We start from the raw sequence: 23,989 nt of genomic DNA on the forward strand, positions 1-23,989 counted from the left end.
CCGGAGGGGGAGGAATAGCCGGGATTGTCCCTAAAACCCTTCGGGCAGATCGATATGGCCGACCGCTTCGCGATACCGCGTGATCGCGTAGCGGTCGGTCATGCCGGCGATGAAGTCAGCGATGTGGCGGCTGCGCCACGGCTCCTCGGCGGGCAGGCAGTCGCCCCAGCCCTCGGGCATCAGCGCCGGGTCCGCCGAATAGGCCGCGAACAGCCCGGCCACGATCCCCTGCGCCGCATCCGCCGCCGCGAGCTGACGCGGATGGTGGTAGAGATTGGCGTACATGAAGCGCTTTAGCGCGCGCTCTTCCTCGCGCATCGCGTCAGAGAAGCCCGCCAGCGCCCGGCCGGCAGCGCGCACGTCCGCCGCGCGTTCGACGCCCGCTTCGGCCAGCCGCCGCTGCGTCTCCTCGATCAGGTCGTTGACCATCACCCCGATCTGCGCCCGGACCAGCTCGCGCATCAGCCTTTTGGCGTCCGCATCCGGGAAGCGCGCGCGCACCGCGTCCCAGCCGCGCGCGACCAGCGGCACCGCGAGCAATTGATCGAGCGTCAGCAGCCCGGCGCGCAGCCCGTCGTCGATATCGTGATTGTCATAGGCGATGTCGTCGGCGATCGCCGCGACCTGCGCCTCGAGCGAGCTGTGCCGGTCGAGCTCGAGCGGAAACGCCGCATCTGCTGCGGCCAGCGCCCAGCCGGGATGGCGCACCGGGCCATTGTGCTTGGCCAGCCCCTCCAGCGTCTCCCAGCTCAAATTGAGCCCGTCCCAGCCGGGATAGGGACGTTCGATCGTCATCAGCGCGCGCAGCGTATGGCCGTTATGGTCGAACCCGCCCTGCCCGGCGAGCGCGGCCTTGAGCGCGTCCTCGCCGGCATGGCCGAAGGGCGGGTGGCCGATATCGTGCGCCAGGCACAAGGCCTCGGTCAGGTCCTCGTTCAGCCCGAGCGTGCGCGCAACGGTACGGCCGATCTGCGCGACTTCGAGGCTGTGGGTGAGCCGGACGCGGAAATGGTCGCCGTCGGGCGCCATGAACACCTGGGTCTTGTGGCGCAGGCGGCGGAAGCTGATCGAATGGATGATGCGGTCGCGGTCGCGCTGGAACGCGTCGCGCGGGCCGCGGGTGGTGCTGTTTTGTTCTTCGTGAAGGCGGCCGCGGCTCTCGGCGGGATCGCTGGCATAGGGCGCGAGCGCCCTCATCTGACTCCGCCGGATGCTGGGATGCGAATCGCCATCGCCGCGCGATAGATCATTTGACGCTAAGTTTCTCGATCTTCTGTCCCGCCTCGCTGGTCCAGGCGAACGCGGAAATCCCCTTCTTGCCGATCGCATTGACGAAGGTCTGCGCCTCGCCCGGCGTCTTGAATGGCCCCACCAGCAGCCGGTTGGTGAAGCGCAGCGGCGTGGTCCAGGCCTGCCTGCCCTTGAGCTCGGCGGGCGCCTTGGCGACGAGGCCCTGCCACGCCTTGGGCAAGTCACGCACGTTCGCGCCGCCCGCGACCTGCACCCATTGACGCGCAGGCTCGGTCTTGGCCGGATCGGGCTTGGCCTTGGCGGCGGTTTTCGTCGCTGCCGCTTTGGCCTTGGGATCCGCCGCCTTGGGATCGACGGCCTTTCCGCGCGCGCCTGCCTTCGCCGCTTCGGGCTTGGCGGTCTCCGGTTTCGGCTTGGCGGGTTCGGGGCGGAGCTTGGACGGTTCGGCGCGCGCGATTTCGACGGGCGGCGATGCAGCGGCGGGAGGCTGCGCGACCGGCGCCGGCTCGGGCGGACGGCGGTTCGGCATCGGTTCGACGCCGAGCTCGGACGCCGGAATCGTTACCCCCGCGATGATGCGCGCGATGACATTGTCCTCGCCGCCGATGCGTGGCGCGGGGGGCGTCGCCTGCGCGGCTTGCGCGGGCGGGGATTCCGAAGTGGAAGTCGTCCCGAAGCCAGGCGCAGGCAGGGGCGTCGCTGCCGCCTGCGTGACCTGTGTCTCGACCGGCGCGATTCCCGCAGGCGCAGCGGCCGGCGGCTCGGTCGCGGAGGGCTGTGATGCCGCGGCCAAGCGCTGCGCCTCGACATCTCGTGCGGCCTGCTCGGCAGCGGCACGCTCGCGCGCCAGCGCTTCCGCGACGCGCCGTGCCTCGGCGTCGCGCGCGGCCTGTTGTTCCGCCTCGCGCTGCCGCGCCGCCAGCGCCTCGCGTTCCTGCTGCGTCTTGAGCTCTGCCAAGCGCTGCGTCTCGCGCTCCTGCGCCGTGCGCGCCTCGGCGACACGGCGCGCCTCGGTCTCCGCCGCCGCCCTGCGCGCCAGTTCCTCGCGTTGCTCGCGCTCGCGTCGGCGTTCCACGGCGCTGCGTCCGGCTTGGTTGGTCAACGTGGGTCCGCGGCGAGTTTCGACGGGAGCAGGCACGACGCGCCGTGGCAGCTCGGCCGATGCCAGCGCGACGCCAGTCTCCCCCGCGACCCGCGGCAGGGGCGGTGCGAGCTGCGCGTCGGCGATCCGCGCCGGCGTCTTGCGCAGTTCCCCGAAATGCACCGCGAATGCCTTGTCAGCGGCGTTGAGCGTCGGCAACCGCCGGAAGAAGGGCGCCAGCGCCGTGCCGACCCCGCCCATCATGCTCGCCGCGATCTTGTCCGCGCCCGCCGCGTCGCCGTTCATCGCCAGGATGAACGCGCGCGCGCGCCACGCCGCGCGGTCGCTGCGGCGGAGCAGCGGATCGAGCACCACCATCGCCTCGCCGGCATTGCCGCCGATGCCGAGCGAGAGCGCCAGACGACGCCGCGTCTCGTCGTCGGGATTGCGGCGCAACGCCACGCGGTGCTCGCGCAGCGCCTGGGGCTGGGCGCCGATCAGGTCATAGGCGAGGCCACGATCCGACGCGTAATCCTCCATCGACAGCCCACGCCGTTCGGCCTCGCCGAACAGCCGCAGCGCCTCCCCCGGACGCTCCATCCGCACCATCACCATCGCCTGCCCCGCCAGGACGCGCGGATTGGTGGGGTCGATCGCCTGCGCCCGCGCGAAGAAGCTGGCGGCCGCCGCCGGGTCGTTGAGCCGCGCACTGAACTCGCCCGCGGAGACCAGCGCACGCAGGTTGCGCGGATCGCGCGCGAGCGTGCGCATCTCCTCCGCGAGCCGGTCGGCATTGGGCGTGGCCGGCTGGACCACTTCCTGCGCGGCGGCAGGCAATGCGACGGAGACGGCGAGCGCGAGCATGGCGGCGCCCAGGCGGGGACGGAAATTCGAGTTCATGCGACTGGAGCCGCTACAACCGCGCGCACCTGAACCTACCCTGTCGCACGGCACCCTCCTCGCCGAAGCGGGTCAACGCAGCGACAGGGTGCGGCCGGGACCCGCACGAGGACCATGCGGGCCGCGAGCTTACTGGTTGTTCTGGCGGTTGAGGAAGCGCGGGATGTCGAGCGGATCCTTGTCGCCCTCGTCCTTGGGCGCGTTGCGCGCCGCCGCCATCCGCTCGAACAGCGTGCCGCCGGTGCGCGGCTTGGGCTCTTCGGCCACGGGCGCCGGCTCCTCGTCGCCGCCGGTCAGCCAGCGGCGGCGGATCGTCGGCTCGGGCGGCAGATCGTCGGCCGGCGCCTCGGGCACGACCGAGTCCGACCCCAGCACCAGCTCGTCATCCGCCGGTGCTTCGGCGACGGGCTCCCCGGCGGGGAGCGGCGCCTCGAGCGTCAGTTCGTCGTCGGCCGACGTGGTCTCGGCGGCCGAGAAACCGGGCTCGATGACCGGCTCGGGCGCGATTTCTTCGGCGACGGGTTCGGCAAATGCCGGCGCCGGCTCGACCGGGGGGGCGAGCGGACGGCGCGTCGAACCGAAGGAGAAACTGCGCGTCTCGGCCGGAGCGCCCGCCGGGACGGCGGCGTTCGCCGCATCCGCCTCAATCCCGGTCGCGACGACCGAGACGCGGATCTTGCCCTCGAGATCGGGGTTGAACGCCGAGCCCCAGATGATGTTGGCGTCGTCGTCGACCAGCTCGCGGATATGGTTCGCCGCCTCGTCGACCTCGAGCAGGCGCATATCGTCGCCGCCGGTGATCGAGACGATCACGCCCTTGGCGCCGTTGAGCGACACGCCGTCGAGCAGCGGATTGGCGATCGCCTGCTGCGCCGCCTCGATCGCGCGGCTGTCGCCCGATGCCTCGCCAGTGCCCATCATCGCCTTGCCCATCTCGCTCATCACCGAACGGACGTCGGCGAAGTCGAGGTTGATCAGGCCGGGCATGACCATCAGGTCGGTGATGCCGCGCACGCCTTGCTGCAGCACCTCGTCCGCCATCTGGAACGCTTCCTTGAAGGTCGTGTTCGCGTTGGCGACTAGGAAGAGGTTCTGGTTGGGAATGACGATCAGCGTGTCGACGAACTTCTGCAGCTCCTCGATGCCGGCTTCGGCCGACTGGGCGCGCTTCTTGCCCTCGAACGCGAAGGGCTTGGTGACGACGCCGACGGTGAGGATGCCCATGTCGCGCGCGGCCTTGGCGATGACCGGTGCGGCGCCGGTGCCGGTGCCGCCGCCCATGCCCGCTGCGATGAAGCACATATGCGCGCCGTTGAGCGCTTCCTGCACCTGCTCGATCGTCTCCTCAGCCGCGGCGCGGCCGATCTCGGGCCGCGAACCGGCGCCGAGGCCCTGGGTGATCTTCGCGCCGAGCTGGATGCGATGGCTCGCGCTCGACTGCTTGAGCGCCTGCGCATCGGTGTTCGCGACGAGGAACTCGACCCCCTGCACCTCGGCCTTGATCATGTTGGCGATGGCGTTGCCGCCGGCGCCGCCGACGCCGATCACGGTGATGCGCGGCGTCAGCTCGTCCAGGTCGGGCGGGAGGAAGTCGATGCTCATTTATCCAATCTCCTCAGACCCCGCGCCCCACGAGCGGCGTCTGCTTAATCCCCGTTTCTGCACGATGCCGGTGAGCGGTGCCAGCGTAATTCACCAGTCATCAACAACATTTATTCAGTAATTGGCCCGGAATGCGGCAATCATCCGTTGGAACATCGCCTTTGGAGTCGCACGCGTAACGAGTTGATGCGGCGCTTCGAGCGCGCGCAGGTCGACCGGATCGGCCGCCGCGAACGTGGCGAGCCCCGCCAGCGTCGCGAATGCCGGGCCGCTATGCGCTTCGGGTAGTGCCGAAAGCCCGCGCGGCCGCCCGACCCGGACCGAACGTCCCAGCGCCTGCTGTGCATAATCGGCGATGCCCTTCAATTCCGCGCCGCCCCCGGTCAGCACAATCTGGCGCCCCACCGGATCCTCGAAGTTGAGCCTGGCCAGTTCCTTGCCGATCTCGACCATCAGCCGGTCGAGCCGCTGGCGGATCACCGCGATCAGCTGCGCGCGGGTGATGCGTCCACCCTCGGCGGTCTCCTCGTCGGTGGCGATCGGGGCGACGTCGATCATGTCGTGATTGTCGCGCGGCGTCATGTTGGCGCTGCCGTAGAAGCACTTCATCCGCTCGGCCTGGCCGCGGCGCGTGCCGAACGCGCTGGCGATGTCGTCGGTAATGTCGGCCGAGCCCGACGGGATCGACGACAGGCCGGTGAGCACGCCATCCTTGTAGACCGAGACGTTGGTCACGCCCGCGCCGATCTCGACCAAAGCGACGCCGAGCTCGCGCTCCTCCTCGCTGAGGCACGAGAGACCCGTCGCGACCGGCGCGGCGATGATCGACCTGACCTCGAGATGCGCCGAACGGACGCACAAATCGAGGTTGCGCACCGGCGCGCCCTCGGTCGAGACGACATGGATGTCGACGCCCAGCCGCTCGGCATGCAGGCCCTTGGGCTGCTTGACCCCAGCGAGCCCGTCGAGCGTGTAGCGCGTCGGCTGCGCGTGGAGCACCATCCGCCCGCCCGGATTGATCGACTCCCGCCCGGCCTTGAGCAGCTCGTCGATGTCGGCCTGCTCGACGCGATGGCCGCCCAGGTCGACCTCGAGCCGCAGGATGTCGGAGATCAGCCCGCCCGCCGAGAAGCTCACCCACACATCCTCGATGTTGGTGCCCGCGATCCGCTCGGCCTGCTCGACCGCCTCGCGCACCGCGATCTCGGTCGCGTGCATGTCGGCGACATAACCGCGCTGCACGCCGCGGCTTTCGCGCTGGCCGGTGCCGAGCACCACCAGCTCGCCGCCGTCCCCCTTCTGCGCGATCAGCGCCGACACCTTGGACGAGCCGATGTCGAGCGCGGTGATCAGTCCCTCGGGCACCGTCTTTGCCATCTTACCTACCCCTACTCACTCACGCTCGCGGTTTCGATCGGTTTGCTCACCACCTGCCTCGGCATGCGCACCACCAGCCGCGTCGGATCACGCATGTCGAACTTGAGATACCCCCGGCCGAGCAGCCGGTCGGCGCCGTCCATCTCGGCGAACTTGGTCAGCGCCTTGCCCGCCGCTTCCTCGCCCTCGGGCAGCGCGAGCCGCTCGCCGGTGTTGAAGGTCAGGTCCCAGCGCCGGTTGCCGATCCAGGTCGCCGCCTTGACCAAAGGCTTGAGCGCCGGCGCGGCGTCGAGCAATTTCTGATAGGCCGGCTGCTGGGCATAGGCGCCGTCGCCGATCACCAGCGGCAGGTCGGGCATCGCCTCGGCCGACACGGGTTCCAGCAGCACGCCCTCGCTGTCGATCAGCATCAGCTGTCCCTGATGCTGCCACACCGCCGCCGCCTTGCGCTCGACGATGCGGACGACCAGCGTATCGGGCATCCGCCGCGAGACGCGCGCGTCGGCGACCCAGCCGATCGTCATCAGCTTGCCGCGCACCTCATCGAGATCGACCAGCGGCATCGCCTGCGATTTCTGGTCGAGCGTATAGGCGTAGACGGTCGCGGCGTCCGCGCGCTTGATGCCCTGCACATCGACCTGCTCGACGCGGAAACCCGCGCGGCCGATGCCCTCGGCCACCGCGGTGCCGACGATCCCGGGCACGCCGAACAGGGTCGCGACGCCCAGCACCGAGGCGGCGGCAATGCCGGTGATCCCCCACACGGTGATCTTGTGCAGCGTCGCGTCGCTGATCGGCAGCGCCGCGACCGCGAGGTCGAGGACGTTGGCCTGCTTCTTCTTGTTCTGGGCGCGCCGCTTGGGCTTGACCGTCGGACGCCGGGCCGGGCTCGGCTTGCGGCTCATGCCGTCGCCTCCTCGCGCGCCGGCGCGCCGGCCATCGCCTCGTCGACGATCGCCTGCACCAGTTGCGCATAGCTCATACCGAGATGCTTGGCCTGTTCGGGCACCAGGCTGAGCGGGGTCATGCCCGGCTGGGTGTTGACCTCGAGCAGGAACAGCCCCTCGACCCCGAGATGGTCGTCCCAGCGGAAGTCCGAGCGCGACGCGCCCTTGCAGCCGAGCAGGCGATGCGCGTCGAGCGCGAGGCGCTTGCAGGCCTCGGTGATTTCGTCGGGGATCTCGGCGGGGCAGACATGCTCGGTCAGGCCATCGGTGTACTTGGCGTCGAAGTCGTAGAAGCCACTCTTGGGCTTCAATTCGGTCACCATCAGCGCCTGGTCACCGAGCACCGCCGTGGTCAGCTCGCGGCCGCGGATGAAGGGCTCGGCGAGCAGCTCGTCGAATTCCTGCCACGGGCCTTTCGCCTGCGGCGAGATCGGGTTGCCGTAATTGCCCTCCGCCGTGACGATCGCGACGCCGACCGACGAGCCCTCGTTGACGGGTTTCAGCACATAAGGCCGCGGCATCGGATCGTGGCGGTACAGCTCCTCGGTGCGCACGATGCGCCCGCCCGGCATCGGGATGCCCTGCGGCACCAGCGTCTGCTTGGTGAGCTGCTTGTCGATCGCGATGACCGAGGTGACCATGCCCGAATGCGTGTAGCGCAGGCCCATCAGGTCGAGCATGCCCTGCACCGTGCCGTCCTCGCCCGGGGTGCCGTGCAGCGCGTTGAACACGAGATCGGGGTTGGCGGCGGCAAGCTTCGCCGCGACGTCGCGGCCCATGTCGATCCGCGTGACCTTGTGGCCGAGCGACTCCAGCGCCTCGGCGATGCCGGTGCCCGACATCAGCGACACGGGGCGTTCGGCCGACCAGCCACCCATCAGGACCGCGATATGGAGGGGGTTCACCGATACGCTCACTTACGCACTCCCACGAAGTCTTGGTCGACGTCGCCGGCGAACACGCCGACACGCTGGATTTCCCACTCCAGCTCGACGCCCGACGCTGCCTTGACCTTGGCCCGCACTTCCTCGCCCAGTCCCTCGATATCCGCGCTGGTCGCGTCGCCTGTGTTGAGCAGGAAGTTGGTGTGTTTCTCGCTCACCTGCGCGCCGCCCTTGCGCAGGCCGCGGCAGCCCGCCGCGTCGACCAGCCGCCATGCCTTGTCGCCGGGCGGGTTCTTGAAGGTCGAGCCGCCGGTCTTGCTGCGCAGCGGCTGCGATTCCTCGCGCGCGGCGGCGATGCGATCCATCTCGGCCTGGATTGTCGCGGGATCGCCCGGCTCGCCGCGGAACGTGGCGTTGACCACCACCGCGCCCTCGGGCAGGTCGGAATGGCGATAGGTATAGCCGAGCGCGTCGACCGCCAGCGTCTGCCGCTTGCCCGAGCGCAGCACCACCTCACACTCGACCAGCACCTCGGCGGTCTCGCGACCATAGGCGCCGCCGTTCATCCGCACGAAGCCGCCGACCGTGCCGGGGATCGAGCGCAGGAACTCGACGCCGGTGATCCCCGCGTCGCGCGCGGTCGAGGAGACGAGGATGCCGCTCGCCCCGCCGCCGCACTTCAATGTCGTCGCATCGACCCGCTCGACCTTGGCGAAGGGCTTGCCCAGCCGCACCACCACGCCCGGCACGCCGCCGTCGCGCACGATCAGGTTGGAGCCGAGGCCGAGCGCCATCACCGGCACCTCGGGATCGAGGCCCGCCAGGAAATCGGTGAGGTCGTCCACATCCGCCGGCTCGAACAGCCACTGCGCGTTGCCGCCGCTCTTGAACCACACGAGCGGCGCCAGCGGCGCGCCGGCGGTGAGTTTTCCACGAACCTTGGGGAGCAGCGCTACGCTCACTTCATCCCCCACAGTTTCGCCCATTGCTTCCAGTATTTGAGGTTTGCCTCGGCTGCCTTCTGCCCGGCCTGCTGGAGGTCGTTCACCTGCTCGCCCGCATCGAGCAGCTTCTGCGCCGCGTCGAGATGCGCCTTCTGCGCGCGGATGATCTCGCGCTGCATGTCGGTGGCGAGAGTGAACCAGTCGCTCATGCCGCAACGCTCCGTTTCGCATTGACCGCATCGGCAAGGCCGGCGGCCCATTTGGTGATGTCGCCCGCGCCGAGGCACACGATCAGGTCGCCCGGCTGCGCGATCCCCGCTATCGCCTCGCTCAACGCGCCAGCGTCGGCGATGCTCCCGGCCGAACGATGCCCGCGCTCCGAAATCCGCGCGATCAGGGCCTCGCCGCTCACCCCCTCGACCGGCGCCTCGCCCGCGGCATAGACCGGGGTCACCAGCACCATGTCGGCGTCGTTGAACGCCTGGGCGAAGTCGTCCATCAGATTGCCGAGCCGCGAATAGCGGTGCGGCTGCACCACCGCGATCACCCGCCCCTCGGCGCTCTCGCGCGCCGCCGCCAGCACCGCACGAATCTCGACCGGGTGGTGGCCATAGTCGTCGATCACGATCGCGGGTTTCTTACCCGCAAACGCGATCTCACCGACCTTGGTGAAGCGGCGCTTGACCCCGCCGAACTTGGCGAAGCCGTTCTGGATGGTGGCGTCGTCGATGCCCATCTCCAGCGCCACGCCGATCGCGGCGAGCGCGTTCTGGACATTGTGGCGGCCGGGCATTGGCAGGTCGATCCCCTCGATCGAGCGCGTGGTGCCGTCGCGCGAGCGGATGATCGTCTCGAACTTGTTGCCGCCCGGATAGGGCTGGACATTGACCCCGCGCACATCGGCGCTGGCGGCGAAGCCATAGGTCACGATGCGCCGGTCGCGCACACGCGGGATGATCGCCTGCACCTCGGGATGGTCGAGACAGAGCAAGGCGGCGCCGTAGAAAGGGACGTTCTCGACGAACTCGACATAGGCGTCTTTCGCGCGCTCAAAGCTGCCATAATGGTCGAGATGCTCGGGATCGATGTTGGTGACGACCGCGATCGTGCCGTCCAATCGCAGGAAGCTGCCGTCGCTCTCGTCGGCCTCGACCACCATCCACTCGCTGTCGCCGAGCCGCGCGTTGGAGCCGTACTGGTTGATGATGCCGCCGTTGATCACGGTGGGGTCGACTCCGCCCGCGTCGAGCAGCGCGGCGATCATGCTGGTCGTCGTGGTCTTGCCGTGAGTCCCGGCCACCGCGACGGTAGACTTGAGGCGCATCAGCTCGGCCAGCATCTCGGCGCGGCGCACCACGGGGATGCGGCGGGCATAAGCAGCCTGGACCTCGGGATTGTCGCGCTTGATCGCGGTCGAGGTGACGACCACCGCGGCGTCGCCGAGATTGTCGGCGGCCTGGCCGATCGCGATCGGGATGCCGCGCTTGCGCAGCCCCTCGACGACATAGCCCTCGGCGCTGTCGCTGCCCTGCACCTTGTAGCCCAGATTGTGCATCACCTCGGCGATGCCGGACATGCCGATCCCGCCGATGCCGACGAAATGGATGGTGCCGATATCCTTGGCGACGCCCTTCATGCCCGCACCTTCGCATAGGCCGCGCCGTCGCTCTGCGTAACCTGGACCGGCTCGGCGCGCCCCATCCCGGCCGAGGCCCAGTCGGCGTCGATCGACTCGACCAGGTCGGCGAGGTCGCGCGCGGCATCGGGCCGGCCGACGCTGCGCGCGCAGGCCGCGGCGTTGGCGAGCGCGGCGGGATCGAGCCCCAGCTTCTGCATCTGCTTGGCCAGCTCCTGCGCGGTGAAGGAACGCTGCGGGATGGCCCGCGCGCCGCCCGCCTCGCTGATCTCGCGCGCATTAGCGGTCTGGTGGTCGTCGGTGGCGGAGGGCAGCGGGACGAGGATCGCGGGGCGCCCCGCCGCGGTCAGCTCGGCGATGGTCGAGGCGCCCGCGCGCGCGATCACCAGATGCGACCAGGCGAGCCGCTCGGGCAGGTCGGGCAGATAGGTCGCGATCTCGGCGGGGATGGCGTGCTCGGCATATTTGCGGCGCACCTCGTCGATATCCTCGACGCGCGCCTGGTGCGTGACCTGCAGCCGGCGGCGGAAATGGACGGGGAGCAAAGCGAGCCCGTCGGGTACCACCTGCGACAGGATCGAGGCGCCCTGGCTTCCGCCGGTCACCAGCACGCGGAAGATGCCGTCCTCGTCGAGCGCGGGATAGGGCTTCATGCGCAGGTCGAGCACCGCCTGGCGCACCGGATTGCCGACCAGATGGGTGCGGTCCTCATATTTCGGCTTGAGGCGGTCGACATCCGCATAGCTCGTCGCGATCGCCGCGACCTTGCCCGCGACCAGCCGGTTGACGCGGCCAAGCACGGCGTTCTGCTCGTGAATCACCGCGGGCACCTTGGCCGAGAACGCCGCCATCAGCGCCGGAAGCGAGGCATAGCCGCCGAACGCGATCACCGCGGACGGACGGAACTCACGATAAAGCGCCCGCGCCTGCGCCCGCCCCTTGCGCATCGCGTTGGCGGCGCGCAGCCAGCCAATCGGCCCTCCGGCGAAGCGTGAAGCAGGCACGACGCGGGTCTCGATCCCGTCGAACAGGTCGGGGAAGCGCACCCCCCGCTCGTCGCTGACCAGCGCGACCTTGTGCCCGCGCCGCATCAGCTCGGCGGCCAGCGCCGCCGCCGGGACCATGTGCCCGCCAGTGCCGCCAGCCGCCAATACATAGCGCCGTCCCGAACTCATCAACCGCTCCCTCGAACCGTGTAAGGCGAGCGTTTGAGATACGGGTTCCGCCGCGTGAAGGCGAGCAATAGTCCCATCCCGATCGACAGCGCGACCATCGACGATCCGCCATAGGAAATGAACGGCAAGGTCATGCCCTTGGAGGGGGCGAGTCCGGTATTCACCGCCATGTTGATCAGCGCCTGAATCCCGAATTGGGCCGCCAGCCCCGCCGCCGCGAGCATGCGGAAGTTATCTTCCTCGTCGAGCAGCTTGATCAGCACGCGCAGGATGATCGCGAGATAAAGGATTGCGATGCCGATGCACGCGATCAGCCCGAACTCCTCGCCGACCACGGAGAAGATATAGTCGGTATGCGCCTCGGGCAGCTTGAACTTGACCGATCCGCCGCCCGGCCCGGTGCCGGTCGCGCCGCCCGCGGTGAGCACGGCATGCGCCATGTCGGTCTGGTAATGCTCGGCCGCCGCCTTTTCGGGATCGGGGAACAGGAAGCTGTCGATGCGGGTGCGCGCGGTATCGTAGAACAGATAGGCCGCGATCACCCCCGCCACCGCCGCGCCCCCCAGCATGCCGATCGCCCGGGTCGAAATGCCCGCGAGCATCAGCAGCACGATCCATACCGCGCCGAACACCATCGTCTGGCCGAAATCGGGCTGTTTCATCAGCAGCGCGGCGACCAACGCGGTCAGCACGCCGGTGAGCGGGATCACGGGCAGGTCGGGGTCCTTGGCGCGCATCGACAGGAACCAGGCGGTGGTGACGATGAAGAAGGGCTTCAGGAACTCCGACGGCTGGACCGAGGCGAAGCCGAAGCCGATCCAGCGCCGCGCGCCGTTCACTTCCGCGCCGAAGAAGGCGGCGGCCGCGACCAGCACCAGGCACAGCGCGGTGCCGATAATCGCCATCCGCCGCGCAAGGTTGACCGGCAGCATCGACACGACCAGCAGCACCGGCACCGACACGCCGACCCACAAGGCCTGCCGCCAGAAATAGTGCATCGACGCGAACTGCGTGCTGCCGTCCGAATAGCGCACCGCCGAGGCGGGCGAGGCCGCGGCGACCGCGACCAGCCCGATGCCGATCAGCAGCACCGCGAGCAGCAGCAGGATGCGGTCGATCTCCCAGAACCACAGGCCGAAGCTCGAATTGCTCCCGCGGCTGAGCTTGTCCTCGACCTTGCCGCGCCACCCTCGCTTGCGCACGGCGGGCAGGTTCCGCCTCACATCCGTCATTGCAGTGCCCCTACCGCCGCGCGGAACTGTGCGCCGCGGTCCTCATAATCCCTGAACTGGTCGAACGAGGCGCAGGCCGGCGACAGCAGCACCGTCTCCCCCGCCCGCGCCTGCGCCGCCGCCGACTTGACCGCGGCGTCGAGCGTGAAGCTGCGCTCGACCGGGAATTCGTCCTTGAGCAGGTCGGCGAACATCCCGGTCGCGTCGCCGATCGTGTAGGCGCGTGCGACATGGCCGAAGCCCGGGCGGCACGCGTCGAGATCGCCGGTCTTGGCCTGCCCGCCGAGGATCCAGTGGATGCGGTCGAACGCCGCCAGCGCCGGCGCGGTCGAGGTCGGGTTGGTCGCCTTGCTGTCGTTGACGTAGAGCACGCCATTGCGGGTCGCCACGCGCTCCATGCGGTGCGGCAGGCCCGGGAAACTTGCAAGGCCGCGGTCGATGCTCGGCTGATCCACGCCCAGCGCCTCGCACGCGGCGATCGCGGCGAGCGCGTTCTGCGCGTTGTGCGGCCCCTGCAGCGCGGGCCAGCGCGACTGGTCCATGCACACGCCCGGCGCGATCCTGGTCAGGTCTTCGGCGCGGCCCGAACGCGCGACTTGTTTCGCGACGTCCTGCGAGGCCTCGTCGCCGATGCCGATGATCGCGGCATGGCCCTTCGACTGCATCGCAAACAGCCGCGCCTTGGACGCGGCATAGCCTTCGAACCCGTCATAGCGGTCGAGATGGTCGGGGGTGATGTTGAGCAGGATCGCGACGTCGCAGTCGAGGCTCTGGGTCAGGTCGATCTGGTAGCTCGACAGCTCGAGCACATAGACCCCGCCCTCCGGCAGCGGCGCCTGATCGAGGATCGGCAGCCCGATATTGCCGCCGAGCCGCGCGGGGATGCCCGCGGTCTCGAGGATATGGTGGATCAGTGCGGTGGTGGTCGACTTGCCGTTGGTGCCGGTGATGCCGACCACCTTGTGCGGCGGCAGTTCGGCGCGCGCCTGCGCGAACAGCTCGATATCGCCGATCAGCGGCACGCCCGCGTCGCGCGCCTTGGCCGCGATCGGATGGCGGTTGATCGGTACGCCGGGGGAGACGACGACGCCTGCAAAGCCGGTGAGGTCGATCTCGACGGGATCGGCAAGGACCAATTCCTCCCCTACCGGGGGAGGGGGACCAGCCGAAGGCTGGTGGAGGGGCGGCGGGCGCAGCCCGCCGTCTTCGACGGCCGCCCCTCCACCATCGCTTCGCGATGGTCCCCCTCCCCCAGCAAGCTGGGGGAGGACTGAACCACGCGCCGCCTCGTTCGAATCCCATGCCGTCACCTGGGCGCCGCTCGCCACCAGCGCGCGCACCGTCGCCAGCCCCGAGCGCGCCAGCCCCAGCACCGCATAGCGTTTGCCGCGCCAGGAGCCGCTGACGATCACCTGAGCTTCAGCGTCGACAGGCCCGCGAGCGCGAGCACGAAAGCGATGATCCAGAAGCGGATCACGACGGTCGGCTCGCTCCAGCCGAGCTGTTCAAAATGGTGGTGGATCGGCGCCATCTTGAACACGCGCTTGCCGGTGCGCTTGTAGACGAACACCTGGATGATGACGCTCAGCGCCTCGACCACGAACAGGCCGCCGATGATCCCCAGCACCAGCTCGTGATGCGCGACCACCGCGATCGTGCCGAGCGCGCCGCCCAGTGCGAGGCTGCCGGTGTCGCCCATGAACACCGCCGCGGGCGGCGCGTTGAACCACAGGAAGGCGAGCCCGGCCCCCATGATCGCGCCGCAGAAGATGGCGAGGTCGCCCGCGCCCGGCACGTGCGGGATGCCGAGATAATTGGCGTAGATCGCGTTGCCGGCGAGATAGACGATCAGCAGGAACGCCATGCTGGCGATGATCACCGGCATCGTCGCCAGGCCGTCGAGCCCGTCGGTCAGGTTCACCGCATTGCCGAACGCCACGATCGTGAAGGCGGCGAAGGCGACGTAGAAATAGCCGAGATCGACGCTGAACTGGCTGAAGAAGGGCACGTAGAGCACGGTGCCGTTCTGCTGGGTGATCACCCAGGCGGCGGCGCCCGCGATGACGAACTCGCCGAGCAGCCGCATCCGGCCCGAGACGCCCGCGGTGCTCGCCTTCCTCACCTTGTCATAGTCGTCGAGGAACCCGATCATCCCGAAGCCGAGCGTCACGAACAGGCACGCCCAGACATAGGGGTTGCTGAGGTCCATCCACAGCAGCACCGCCAGCGACAGGCTGGTCAGGATCATGAGGCCGCCCATGGTCGGCGTGCCGCGCTTGGCGAGATGGGTCTGCGGGCCGTCGCTGCGGATCGGCTGTCCCTTGCCCTGGCGCACGCGCAGCCAGCCGATGAAGCGCGGGCCGATGATCAGGCCGATCAGCAACGCCGTCGCCACCGCCGCGCCCATGCGGAACGAGAGGTAACGGATCAGATTGAGGAGGCCCGGGAAGCCCAGCCATTCGGCGATCTCGTAAAGCATTATGACCTTCCCGCCAGCGCCGCGACGACCCGCGCCAGCCCGACTCCGTTCGAACCCTTGATGAGGACCGCATCGCCGGGGCGGAGCATCTGATCGATGCGCTCGCGCGCGGCGGCGGCGTCGGGCACATGGACCAATTCGATGCGCCCCTCAAGCGCGCGGGCGAGCGGCGCCATCCCTTCGCCGACAAGGAGCAACGCTTCGACGCCCGCAGCGAGGATCGGCCCGGACAGATCGGCGTGGAAGGCCTCGGACTGGTCGCCCAGCTCGCGCATCTCGCCCAGCACCGCCACGCGCCGCGCCGCGCGCGTTTCGGCAAGCACCGCGAGGGTCGCGCGCATCGACGCCGGGTTGGCGTTGTAGCTCTCGTCGATCACCAGCGCTTCGCCGTCTGCGACGGGGGTCTGGAAGCGCGCGCCGCGGCCCGCGAGCCCGCCCATCTCGGCGAGCGCGAGCCCGGCCTGCTCAAGGTCGCCGCCCGCCGCGTCCACCGCCGCCAGCACCGCCATCGCATTGGCGATCCAATGCTCGCCCGGCTGCGACAGCGTGAAGCCGAGCATCCGGTCCGGCCCGATCTGCGCGGTGACATAGGTGCCCCCGGCCTGCCCCGGCACCACCTCGACCGCGCGCACGTCCGCGCCTTCGCCGAGCCCGAACGTCACGATCCGCCCCGCATGCGGCTGCGCCGCGGCGATCAACCGGTCGCGATGCGGGCTGTCGAACGGCACGATCGCGGTGCCGCCGGGCTCGAGGCCCTGGAAGATCTCGCCCTTGGCGTCGGCGATCGCCTCCTCGCTCGCGAAGAACTCGGTGTGCGCCGGCGCGATCGTGGTCACCAGCGCGATGTGCGGGCGGACCATGTGGGTGAGCGCGAGCAGCTCGCCGGCATGGTTCATGCCCATCTCGAACACGCCGAACCTCGCCGCGCGCGGCATGCGGGCAAGGCTCAACGGCACACCGGTATGGTTGTTGTAGCTCTTGACCGAACGGTGCGCGAAGCCCGGCGCCATGCGGTCGAGGCATTCGAACAACGCCTCCTTGGTCCCGGTCTTGCCGACCGATCCGGTGACGCCGATCACGGTGCCGCCCATGCGCTTGCGGCTGGCGCGCGCCAGATTCTTGAGCGCGACCATCGTGTCGCCGACGAAGACGTGCGGGTGCGGCGTCTGGGAGGAAACGACCGCACCCGCGGCCCCGCTCGCGAAGGCCTGATCCAGGAATTTGTGTCCGTCGGTGCTCTCGCCGGTCAGCGCGAAGAACAGCGCGCCCGGACCCACCTCGCGGCTGTCGAACGCGACGGCGTCGACGACGAACTCGGCCGATGCGGTGCCGCCGGTTGCAGCGGCTACCTCGGCCGAGGTCCATAGCGGCAATAGCCCCTCCCTCTCGAGGGAGGCGTTGGGGCGCGGGCTGACCAGCACGCTCACGCCGCCGCCTCCCGCGCCACGGAGACGTCGTCGAAGGGCAGCACCATGTCGCCGACGATCTGGCCCTGCTCATGCCCCTTGCCGGCGATCAGCACGATGTCCTGCGGCCCGGCCTTGCCCACCGCGAGGAAGATCGCGCCGCGCCGGTCGCCGACTTCGGTCGCACCCGGGCAGCCCTTGAGGATCTCGGCGCGGATCGCCCCCGGATCCTCGCCGCGCGGATTGTCGTCGGTCACGATCACCAGGTCGGCGCCCGCGGCGGCGGCCTCGCCCATCGGCTCGCGCTTGCCGGGATCGCGGTCACCGCCCGCGCCGAACACCAGGATCAGCCGCCCCGCCGCGTGCGGCTTGAGCGCGGCGATCGCCGCCTCGATCGCATCGGGTGTGTGGGCATAGTCGACATAGATCGGTGCGCCCGCCCGGCTGATCGCCGCGCGCTCGAGCCGCCCGCGCACCGGCTGCAGCCGCGACAGGTTGGCGAGCGTCGCCGCGGCATCGCCGCCCGTCGCGATCACCAGCGCCGCGGCGATCAGCGCGTTCGCGGCCTGATAGCCGCCGATCAGCGGCAGGCTGACGCGATGCTCGACGCCGTCGACCGCGACCACCAGCTTCTGGTCGAGCAAGGTCGGCTCGCGCGACACCAGCCGGATCGTGCTGCCATGCTCGCCCACCGTCATGATGCGGTTGCCGCGCGCGCGGGCGATGTCGAGCACGCGCTCCGAATGCGCGTCGTCGGCCCATACCACCGCGGTGCCGTCGGGATCGAGCACGTCGGCGAACAGCCGCAGCTTGGCGGTGAGATATTCCGCCATGTCCTTGTGATAGTCGAGATGGTCGCGCGACAGGTTGGTGAACGCCGCCGCCGCCACCGGCAGCCCCTCGGTGCGGTATTGCGACAGGCCGTGGCTCGACGCCTCGAACGCGAGGTGCGTCACGCCCTCGCGCGCCAGCCCCGCGACATTGGACAGGAACGTCACGACGTCGGGCGTGGTCAGCCCGGTCGAGGCCACCTCGCCCGCGGTGGTCACCCCCAGCGTGCCGATCGACGCAGCATTATGCCCGGCCATGCGCCACAGCTGGCGCACCATCTCGACCGTCGAGGTCTTGCCGTTGGTGCCGGTCACCGCGACCGCAGTCTCGGGGAAGGGCGCGAAGAACCTCGCCGCGATCCGGGCGAACTCGGTGCGCGGATGGTCGGTCGCGATGTGCACCGCGCCCTCGACCCGCGTCTCGGGCCGCGCGATCACCGCAATCGCGCCGCTCGCCACCGCCTGCGGGATGAAATCCTCGCCGTTGAAGCGCGCCCCGCGAAACGCCCCGAACACGGTGCCTGGCGCAACCTTGCGGTGGTCGATGGCGAACCCGGTGACGATCGTATCTTCGGCGCCGCCGGTCAGCTCACCCAGCCTCACTCGTCGGCTCCCGGCGCGACGACCGGAACCACCGCGGCGGCAGCGGCTGCGGGCTTGTTCCTGGCTTCCGCCTTCCACAGCAGCGGCGTCAGATCGGAGACGTCGACGTCGCGCGCCTCGTCGGGCACCACGCCGAGCATCGCGCCGGTGCGCATGATCACGCGGTTGACCACGGGGGCGGCGGTCCAGCCGGCGGTCGAGAAACCGTGGGTCTGGGCGTTTCCGACAGGCGAATCGAGCATCACCAGCACCACATAGCGCGGTGCGTCCATCGGAAAAGCCGCCGCGAAGGTGGAAACATTCTGATTGCGCTTGTAACCACCCGCGCCGGGCACTTCCGCGGTACCGGTCTTGCCGCCGACGCGATAGCCCGGCGCATCGGCATTGCCGCCGGTGCCGTGGGTGACGACCAGGCGCAGCAGCTGGCGCATCCGCGCGCTCGTCGCCTCGGAGATCACCCGGCGCCCCTCCGGCGCCTTGCCCGGCTCGATCCGGCGCAGCGTGGCCGGGCGCCACACCCCGCCATTGACCAGCGCGGCATAGGCGCTGGCGAGATGCAGCGGCGTGACCGCGATGCCATGGCCATAGGCAGTGGTCATCACCGTGGTCCGCGCCCAGTATTTGGGCCACAGCGGCGCGGCCTTGCCGCTGAGCTCGACATCGGGCCGCGAGTCGAAGCCGAGCTTGCGGAACATGCTCTCCATCCGCTCCTTGCCCAGCTCGTCGGCGATGCGTGCCGTGGCGATGTTCGACGAATGGATCAGCGCCTCGGGGATGTTGAGCCAGCGCTTCTGCGCGTGATCGTCGCGGATGCGGAAGCCGCCGACCTGGAGCGGCGCTGTGGCGTCGTAGCGCTTGGCCATCGACTTCGCGACGCCGGTCTCGATCGCGAACGCCATGGTCAGCGGCTTGAAGGTCGAGCCGAGCTCATAGACGCTCTGCGTCACGTTGTTGCGGAAATGCTCGGGGTTCGAGCCCTTGATGTTGTTGGGGTTGAAGGTCGGCAGCGAAGCCAGCGCCACCACCTCGCCGCTCGCGACGTCGAGAATCACGCCGGCCGCGCCGCGCGCCTGAAACGTCGTCATCGCCGCGCCCAGCTCGCTCTCCAGCGCCGCTTGCGCGCGCAGGTCGAGCGACAGCGCGACCGGCTCGCCGCGTCGCGCCGGATCGGTCAGCTGCTTGTCGAGCGCCAGCTCCATGCCGGTGACGCCGTTGCCGTCGAAATCGAGATAGCCGAGCACATGCGCGCCGAGGCTCGCCTGCGGATAGAGCCGCTGCGGCTCGCGCGCGAATTCGATTCCCGGCTCGCCCAGCGCGTGTACCGCCGCGACCAGCTCGGGCACCGCCCGGCGCTGGAGATAGGTGAAGCGCGAATCGCTGTTCAGCAGCCCGGCATATTCGGCCTCGCTCTTGCCGGGCAGCGTCGCTGCCAGCATCCGCGCCAGCCCGGCCTTGTCGCCGATCACCTTGCCGGGTCGCACCCCGATCGACCAGGCGTCGATCGTGCGGGCGAGCGGGGCGCCGTTGCGGTCGACCAGGTCGCCGCGCAGCGGCACCAGCATCGCGTTGACGCTGGTGGCGCCGGCGGGCTCGGCGATCAGCGCGAGCAGTGTCAGCCGCCCGACGATCACCGCGATCCCCGCCGCGAACACCAGCGCCAGGATCATCAGCCGCACATGCGCGACCGCCATCGTCGCGTGCCGGGAACCCGGGCGCGTGCGATTGCGGGGGGCAGGCGCGACGAGGACGGTCACCGGACGCGGCGCGCCTCGGCGCGGACGCCCTTCATCAGGTCGCCGAAGCTCGAATCCTTGAGCAGCTTGCGGTCGAGCATCGCCACCTCCGCTTCGCGCGGGGTCCGGGCGGCGAGCTTGACGGGCTTCGGCGCGGCCTTCTCCGCCACGTTGACTGGCTTGGGCGCCGTCTTTTCCGGCGCCTTGACCGGCTTGGGGGTGACCGCTGCCACCTTCTCGGGCTTGGGCGCCGGCTTGACCGCAGCGACGGCCGCGTCCTTCACCTTCGCGCCCGCGGGCGCCGCCGCCACGGCGTCCGACGCGGTCCGCGGCGTTCCCGCCACGACATCGGGCACGCCCTCGGGCACCACCATCGCGGCATAGCGTTCGGCCACGCCCTCGGTCTCGAGCGCGCGCATCGAGGCGAGCGCGGTGTCACTCGCCAGGAACTGCTGCGGCGTCGGCGCGGTGTAGCGCATCACTTCGCCGTTCCAGCGCTCGAGCTGGGCGAGGTTGGCGCGCGTGTCGAACTCGGTCTCGAGCCCGCGAATGTCCTTGTGCGCCTCGGCGATGGCGCGCTCGACCGCATCCACCCGCGTCCGCTCCGCCGCGACCATCGACGAGACGAGGTAACAGCCCGGCGCGACGATCAACCCCGCAGCATACCAGCCCAGTCCGTTCAGTGCCTTGATCGCCATGTCCGCCTCCTCAACTCGCCCACGCTTCGGCCGCGGTGCGCCGCGCGACGCGGAGCGTCGCCGATCGGGCACGCGGGTTCGCCGCAATCTCTTCCTCGCTCGCGCGCACCGCCTTGGCCGGGGCCTCGAAGCTCGGCGCGCGCGCCGCGGCCACCGCCGGGCGGTGCCGCGATCCGGCGGGCTCGCTGCCCGAGCGCTCGCGCAGGAATTTCTTGACCATCCGGTCCTCGAGGCTGTGGAAGGTCACCACCGCCAGCCGCCCGCCGGGCTTGAGCACCCGCTCCGCCGCCGCCAGCCCCTCGGCCAGCTCGTCGAGCTCGCGGTTCACATGGATGCGGATCGCCTGGAAGGTCCGCGTCGCCGGGTCCTTCTTGTCGTGCGGCTTGTGCCCCAGCGCCCTGCGCACGACGTTGGCCAGCTCGCTGGTGCGCGTCAGCGGGCGCGCGGCGACGATCGCCCTGGCCACGCGCCGCGCGCGCGGTTCCTCACCATAATGATAGAGCACGTCGGCGATCTCGGTCTCGTCCGCCTCGTTGACGAAATCCGCCGCGGTCATCCCCTCGCCCGCCATGCGCATCGACAAGGGGCCGTCCTGCTGAAAGCTGAACCCGCGCTCGGCCTGGTCGAGCTGCATCGACGAGACGCCGATATCCATCGCCACGCCGTCGACCGGCGTCAGCCCGCGCGCCTCGAGCTCGCGATCCATGTTCGAGAAGGGCGCCTCGATCAGGATCAGCCGGCCATCGCTCGCAGTGAGAAGGGCTTGGCCGCCCTCGATCGCGTCCGGATCGCGATCAAAGGCGGCCACCTCGGCTCCCCGCTCGAGGAACGCCAAGCTGTAACCCCCTGCGCCGAAGGTCGCGTCGACGATGCGCTCGCCGGGCTGGATCGCGAGCGCTTCGACGGTTTCGTCGAGAAGCACGGAGACGTGTGGACGCACACCGGGCAGCGCGGCGCTCACAGCGTCACCTTCTTCTCTTCGAGGTGGTAGCGGCACGCCGCCTTCATGCTCTCGGGCAGCGAGGGATGCGCGAGCAGCGTGGCGGGGTCCCAGATCTCGACCACCGGGCCGACGCCATAGAAAAAGGCGTAGCCTGACTTGCGGATGCCGGCATGCTGGCACAGCATCCCCGGCATGACGAACCGGCCCGAAGGGTCGAAGGCGATGTTCTCGCTGGGGCCGACGCCTTCGCGCCAGATGTTCGAATCCGTGCGCCCACGATCGCCGGCATATTCCAGCGAACGCGCATTGAGCCGCTCCATCAGGGCATCGAAGTAAGGCTCGTCATAGGCGATCAGGCAACGGTCGCTCTCATGGGCGGAGAGGATGGCGACGCGGGAATCCTTGGTGTCGACGGGGGCGCCGCTGTTCTTCTCGAGCGTGGCGCGCAGGGTCGAGGGGATGGCGACACGACCCTTGTCGTCCACCAGCTGCAACCCCACGCCTCTGTACCCCGTCCGGTTCACTCCCGCCCTCGCTTGCGGCGGGCAAACCTTTCCCGTCCCCGAAAGCGCACGTTCCCGCGCGCCCCGGACCCGATTCCGGCTGACGATAAGGTTGCCCTGTTTAACCAGCGGCGTATCGTAACAGCCGCTGGTTTTCAATGCCTGAACGCGGGAATCTACGGTATTCAGCCCCACTTTCTGCCTGAAACGGGACGTGTTTTACCAATATTCGTCAATTGGACATCTTATGTTCCAAGCGCGTTTGGACTGCCAAACCTGTCGTTTGGAAGCCGATGACTGGTTGTGGGGCGATTTCCCGTAAGACCCCGCGGCCGGCGCGGGGGCGGCGCAGTTACGGTTCGGGGATCGGATAGGGCGTGATCGCGGGCTCGGGGGATTCCGCGGTGCGCGGCGCGATGCCAAGCTCGGCGATCGGCTCGTCCTTGGTCGCCATGTCGTTGCCGAGCACGCCGTCAGTCATGTTGGCGACCACCTCGGGCTTCGACGCGCCGTCGGCGCGCACCGGCCGCTCCTTGTTCGCCGAGGAGAAGATCGCGCTCGCGATGCCGATCAGCAGCAACACGCTCGCCAGCCCGGTCAGGCCGACGCGGACGCGCTGCATGCTTTGCTTGGGATCGGTCGGAAGCGACTTCATGGCTGTGGCATAAATGTAACGCCTAGCCAGCCGATTGCGAACCCCTGATTTTAAACTGCATCAGGCCCGGTCGAGCCAGGGCGGCACCGGCAGCCCCTTGGAGCGCAGCCAGTCGCAGTTGTAGAGCGTTGAAAGATAGCGGAAACCCGTGTCGCACAGGATCGTCGCGATGCGCTTGCCGGGCCCGAGCTCGCGTCCCAGCCGGATCGCACCGGCGACGTTGATCCCCGATGACAGGCCGAGGCACAGCCCCTCCTCGGCGAGCAGCCGCTCGACCCATTCCAGCCCTTCCTCGTCGGAGATGCGATATTGCGTGTCGATCGGCGCGCCCTCGAGATTGGCGGTGATCCGTCCCTGCCCGATCCCCTCGGCGACCGAATGGCCCTCGGCCTTGAGCTCGCCATGCGCATAATAATCGTAGAGCGCGGCGCCGTGCGGATCGGACAGCGCGATCGTGACCGTCTCGTCTTTCTCCTTGAGCCCGAGGCCGACGCCGGCGATCGTCCCGCCGGTCCCCGCCGAGCAGGTGAAGCCGTCGATCCGCCCGTCCATCTGCGCCCAGATCTCCTCGGCGGTGCCGACGATGTGCGCCTTGCGGTTGGCGATGTTGTCGAACTGGTTGGCCCAGACCGCGTTGGGCGTCTCCTCCGCGATGCGGCGGCTGGTGTGCACGAAATGGCCAGGGTTCGAATAGGGCGCGGCAGGGACCAGCACCAATTCGGCGCCGAGCGCGCGCAGCGTGTCCATCTTCTCGCGGCTCTGCGTCTCGGGCATGACGATGATCGTCTTGTAGCCCTTGGCGTTGCCGACCAGCGCGAGGCCGATGCCGGTGTTGCCCGCGGTCCCCTCGACGATCGTGCCACCCGGCTCGATCAGCCCGCGCTCCTCGGCATCGCGCACGATGAACAGCGCGGCGCGATCCTTCACGCTCGCCCCGGGATTGGCGAACTCGCACTTGCCGAAGATGTCGCAGCCCGCCGCCGCGCTCGGCCCCTTGAGCCGCACCAGCGGCGTGTTGCCGATCAGCGCGATCGTATCACTTGCTACCTGCATGCCCTGACCATTTGCACGCCATGCGGGAGCGGGCAAGCAAGCGATGCTTGGCGCGGG

Annotated in this window: 21 protein-coding genes; all 21 read right to left on the reverse strand. The window is 69.5% G+C overall.

Annotated features, from left to right (window positions below):
• Positions 1-30: 30 nt before the first annotated feature.
• The 21 genes from OK349_RS15245 to OK349_RS15345 all read right to left on the reverse strand — a co-directional run bounded on the left by OK349_RS15245 (position 31) and on the right by OK349_RS15345 (position 23,932).
• Positions 31-1,197, reverse strand: coding sequence for a deoxyguanosinetriphosphate triphosphohydrolase (locus OK349_RS15245; protein WP_265118765.1), 1,167 nt, complete (start codon positions 1,195-1,197; stop codon positions 31-33).
• Between the two features lie 49 nt (positions 1,198-1,246).
• Positions 1,247-3,232, reverse strand: a complete 1,986-nt coding sequence (locus OK349_RS15250) for a tetratricopeptide repeat protein (RefSeq protein ID WP_265118766.1) — start codon at positions 3,230-3,232, stop codon at positions 1,247-1,249.
• Positions 3,233-3,361: 129 nt separating this feature from the next.
• The gene (gene ftsZ / locus OK349_RS15255; RefSeq protein WP_265118767.1) at positions 3,362-4,834 is read right to left on the reverse strand and encodes a cell division protein FtsZ; all 1,473 of its coding nucleotides are present in this window, start codon (positions 4,832-4,834) and stop codon (positions 3,362-3,364) included.
• A gap of 114 nt (positions 4,835-4,948) precedes the next feature.
• Complete coding sequence (gene ftsA / locus OK349_RS15260) at positions 4,949-6,211, reverse strand: cell division protein FtsA (protein WP_265118768.1); 1,263 nt, start codon at positions 6,209-6,211, stop codon at positions 4,949-4,951.
• Positions 6,212-6,222: 11 nt separating this feature from the next.
• Entirely contained in the window at positions 6,223-7,116 is an 894-nt protein-coding gene (locus OK349_RS15265) for a cell division protein FtsQ/DivIB (RefSeq protein WP_265118769.1), read from the reverse strand.
• Positions 7,113-8,075 (reverse strand): D-alanine--D-alanine ligase, encoded by a 963-nt coding sequence (locus tag OK349_RS15270; RefSeq protein WP_265118770.1) that lies wholly within the window; start codon positions 8,073-8,075, stop codon positions 7,113-7,115. The genes OK349_RS15265 and OK349_RS15270 overlap by 4 nt, the downstream gene beginning before the upstream one ends.
• On the reverse strand, positions 8,072-9,004 hold the full coding sequence (gene murB, locus OK349_RS15275) for a UDP-N-acetylmuramate dehydrogenase (RefSeq protein WP_265118771.1): 933 nt from the start codon (positions 9,002-9,004) through the stop codon (positions 8,072-8,074). The genes OK349_RS15270 and murB overlap by 4 nt, the downstream gene beginning before the upstream one ends.
• A complete protein-coding gene (locus OK349_RS15280; RefSeq protein WP_265118772.1) occupies positions 9,001-9,195 on the reverse strand; it encodes a hypothetical protein in 195 nt (64 codons plus the stop codon). Before OK349_RS15280 ends, murB begins: the two co-directional genes overlap by 4 nt.
• Positions 9,192-10,622 (reverse strand): UDP-N-acetylmuramate--L-alanine ligase, encoded by a 1,431-nt coding sequence (gene murC / locus OK349_RS15285; RefSeq protein ID WP_265118773.1) that lies wholly within the window; start codon positions 10,620-10,622, stop codon positions 9,192-9,194. Before murC ends, OK349_RS15280 begins: the two co-directional genes overlap by 4 nt.
• Entirely contained in the window at positions 10,619-11,797 is a 1,179-nt protein-coding gene (gene murG, locus OK349_RS15290; protein ID WP_265118774.1) for an undecaprenyldiphospho-muramoylpentapeptide beta-N-acetylglucosaminyltransferase, read from the reverse strand. The genes murC and murG overlap by 4 nt, the downstream gene beginning before the upstream one ends.
• Positions 11,797-13,029 (reverse strand): FtsW/RodA/SpoVE family cell cycle protein, encoded by a 1,233-nt coding sequence (locus tag OK349_RS15295; protein ID WP_265118775.1) that lies wholly within the window; start codon positions 13,027-13,029, stop codon positions 11,797-11,799. Before OK349_RS15295 ends, murG begins: the two co-directional genes overlap by 1 nt.
• Entirely contained in the window at positions 13,026-14,441 is a 1,416-nt protein-coding gene (murD, locus tag OK349_RS15300; RefSeq protein WP_265118776.1) for a UDP-N-acetylmuramoyl-L-alanine--D-glutamate ligase, read from the reverse strand. The genes OK349_RS15295 and murD overlap by 4 nt, the downstream gene beginning before the upstream one ends.
• Positions 14,438-15,508 carry a phospho-N-acetylmuramoyl-pentapeptide-transferase gene (mraY, locus tag OK349_RS15305; protein WP_265118777.1) on the reverse strand — a complete coding sequence of 357 codons (1,071 nt, stop codon included), beginning with the start codon at positions 15,506-15,508 and terminating at the stop codon, positions 14,438-14,440. The genes murD and mraY overlap by 4 nt, the downstream gene beginning before the upstream one ends.
• Positions 15,508-16,881 (reverse strand): UDP-N-acetylmuramoyl-tripeptide--D-alanyl-D-alanine ligase, encoded by a 1,374-nt coding sequence (gene murF, locus OK349_RS15310; RefSeq protein ID WP_265119295.1) that lies wholly within the window; start codon positions 16,879-16,881, stop codon positions 15,508-15,510. The genes mraY and murF overlap by 1 nt, the downstream gene beginning before the upstream one ends.
• Before the next feature lie 50 nt (positions 16,882-16,931).
• Positions 16,932-18,347: a UDP-N-acetylmuramoyl-L-alanyl-D-glutamate--2,6-diaminopimelate ligase gene (locus OK349_RS15315; RefSeq protein WP_265118778.1), complete on the reverse strand. Its 1,416-nt coding sequence runs from the start codon at positions 18,345-18,347 to the stop codon at positions 16,932-16,934.
• On the reverse strand, positions 18,344-20,101 hold the full coding sequence (locus OK349_RS15320; RefSeq protein WP_265118779.1) for a peptidoglycan D,D-transpeptidase FtsI family protein: 1,758 nt from the start codon (positions 20,099-20,101) through the stop codon (positions 18,344-18,346). The genes OK349_RS15315 and OK349_RS15320 overlap by 4 nt, the downstream gene beginning before the upstream one ends.
• Positions 20,098-20,778, reverse strand: a complete 681-nt coding sequence (locus tag OK349_RS15325) for a hypothetical protein (RefSeq protein ID WP_265118780.1) — start codon at positions 20,776-20,778, stop codon at positions 20,098-20,100. Before OK349_RS15325 ends, OK349_RS15320 begins: the two co-directional genes overlap by 4 nt.
• 10 nt (positions 20,779-20,788) lie before the next feature.
• Positions 20,789-21,727, reverse strand: a complete 939-nt coding sequence (gene rsmH, locus OK349_RS15330; protein WP_372340584.1) for a 16S rRNA (cytosine(1402)-N(4))-methyltransferase RsmH — start codon at positions 21,725-21,727, stop codon at positions 20,789-20,791.
• An 8-nt stretch (positions 21,728-21,735) separates the two neighbouring features.
• Entirely contained in the window at positions 21,736-22,221 is a 486-nt protein-coding gene (locus OK349_RS15335; protein ID WP_265118782.1) for a division/cell wall cluster transcriptional repressor MraZ, read from the reverse strand.
• A gap of 355 nt (positions 22,222-22,576) precedes the next feature.
• Positions 22,577-22,879, reverse strand: a complete 303-nt coding sequence (locus OK349_RS15340; protein ID WP_265118783.1) for a hypothetical protein — start codon at positions 22,877-22,879, stop codon at positions 22,577-22,579.
• A gap of 60 nt (positions 22,880-22,939) precedes the next feature.
• Positions 22,940-23,932: a cysteine synthase A gene (locus OK349_RS15345; protein WP_265118784.1), complete on the reverse strand. Its 993-nt coding sequence runs from the start codon at positions 23,930-23,932 to the stop codon at positions 22,940-22,942.
• Between the last annotated feature and the right edge of the window lie 57 nt (positions 23,933-23,989).

It is taken from the genome of Sphingomonas sp. BT-65, from assembly GCF_026107375.2.
GTDB lineage: Bacteria > Pseudomonadota > Alphaproteobacteria > Sphingomonadales > Sphingomonadaceae > Sphingomonas.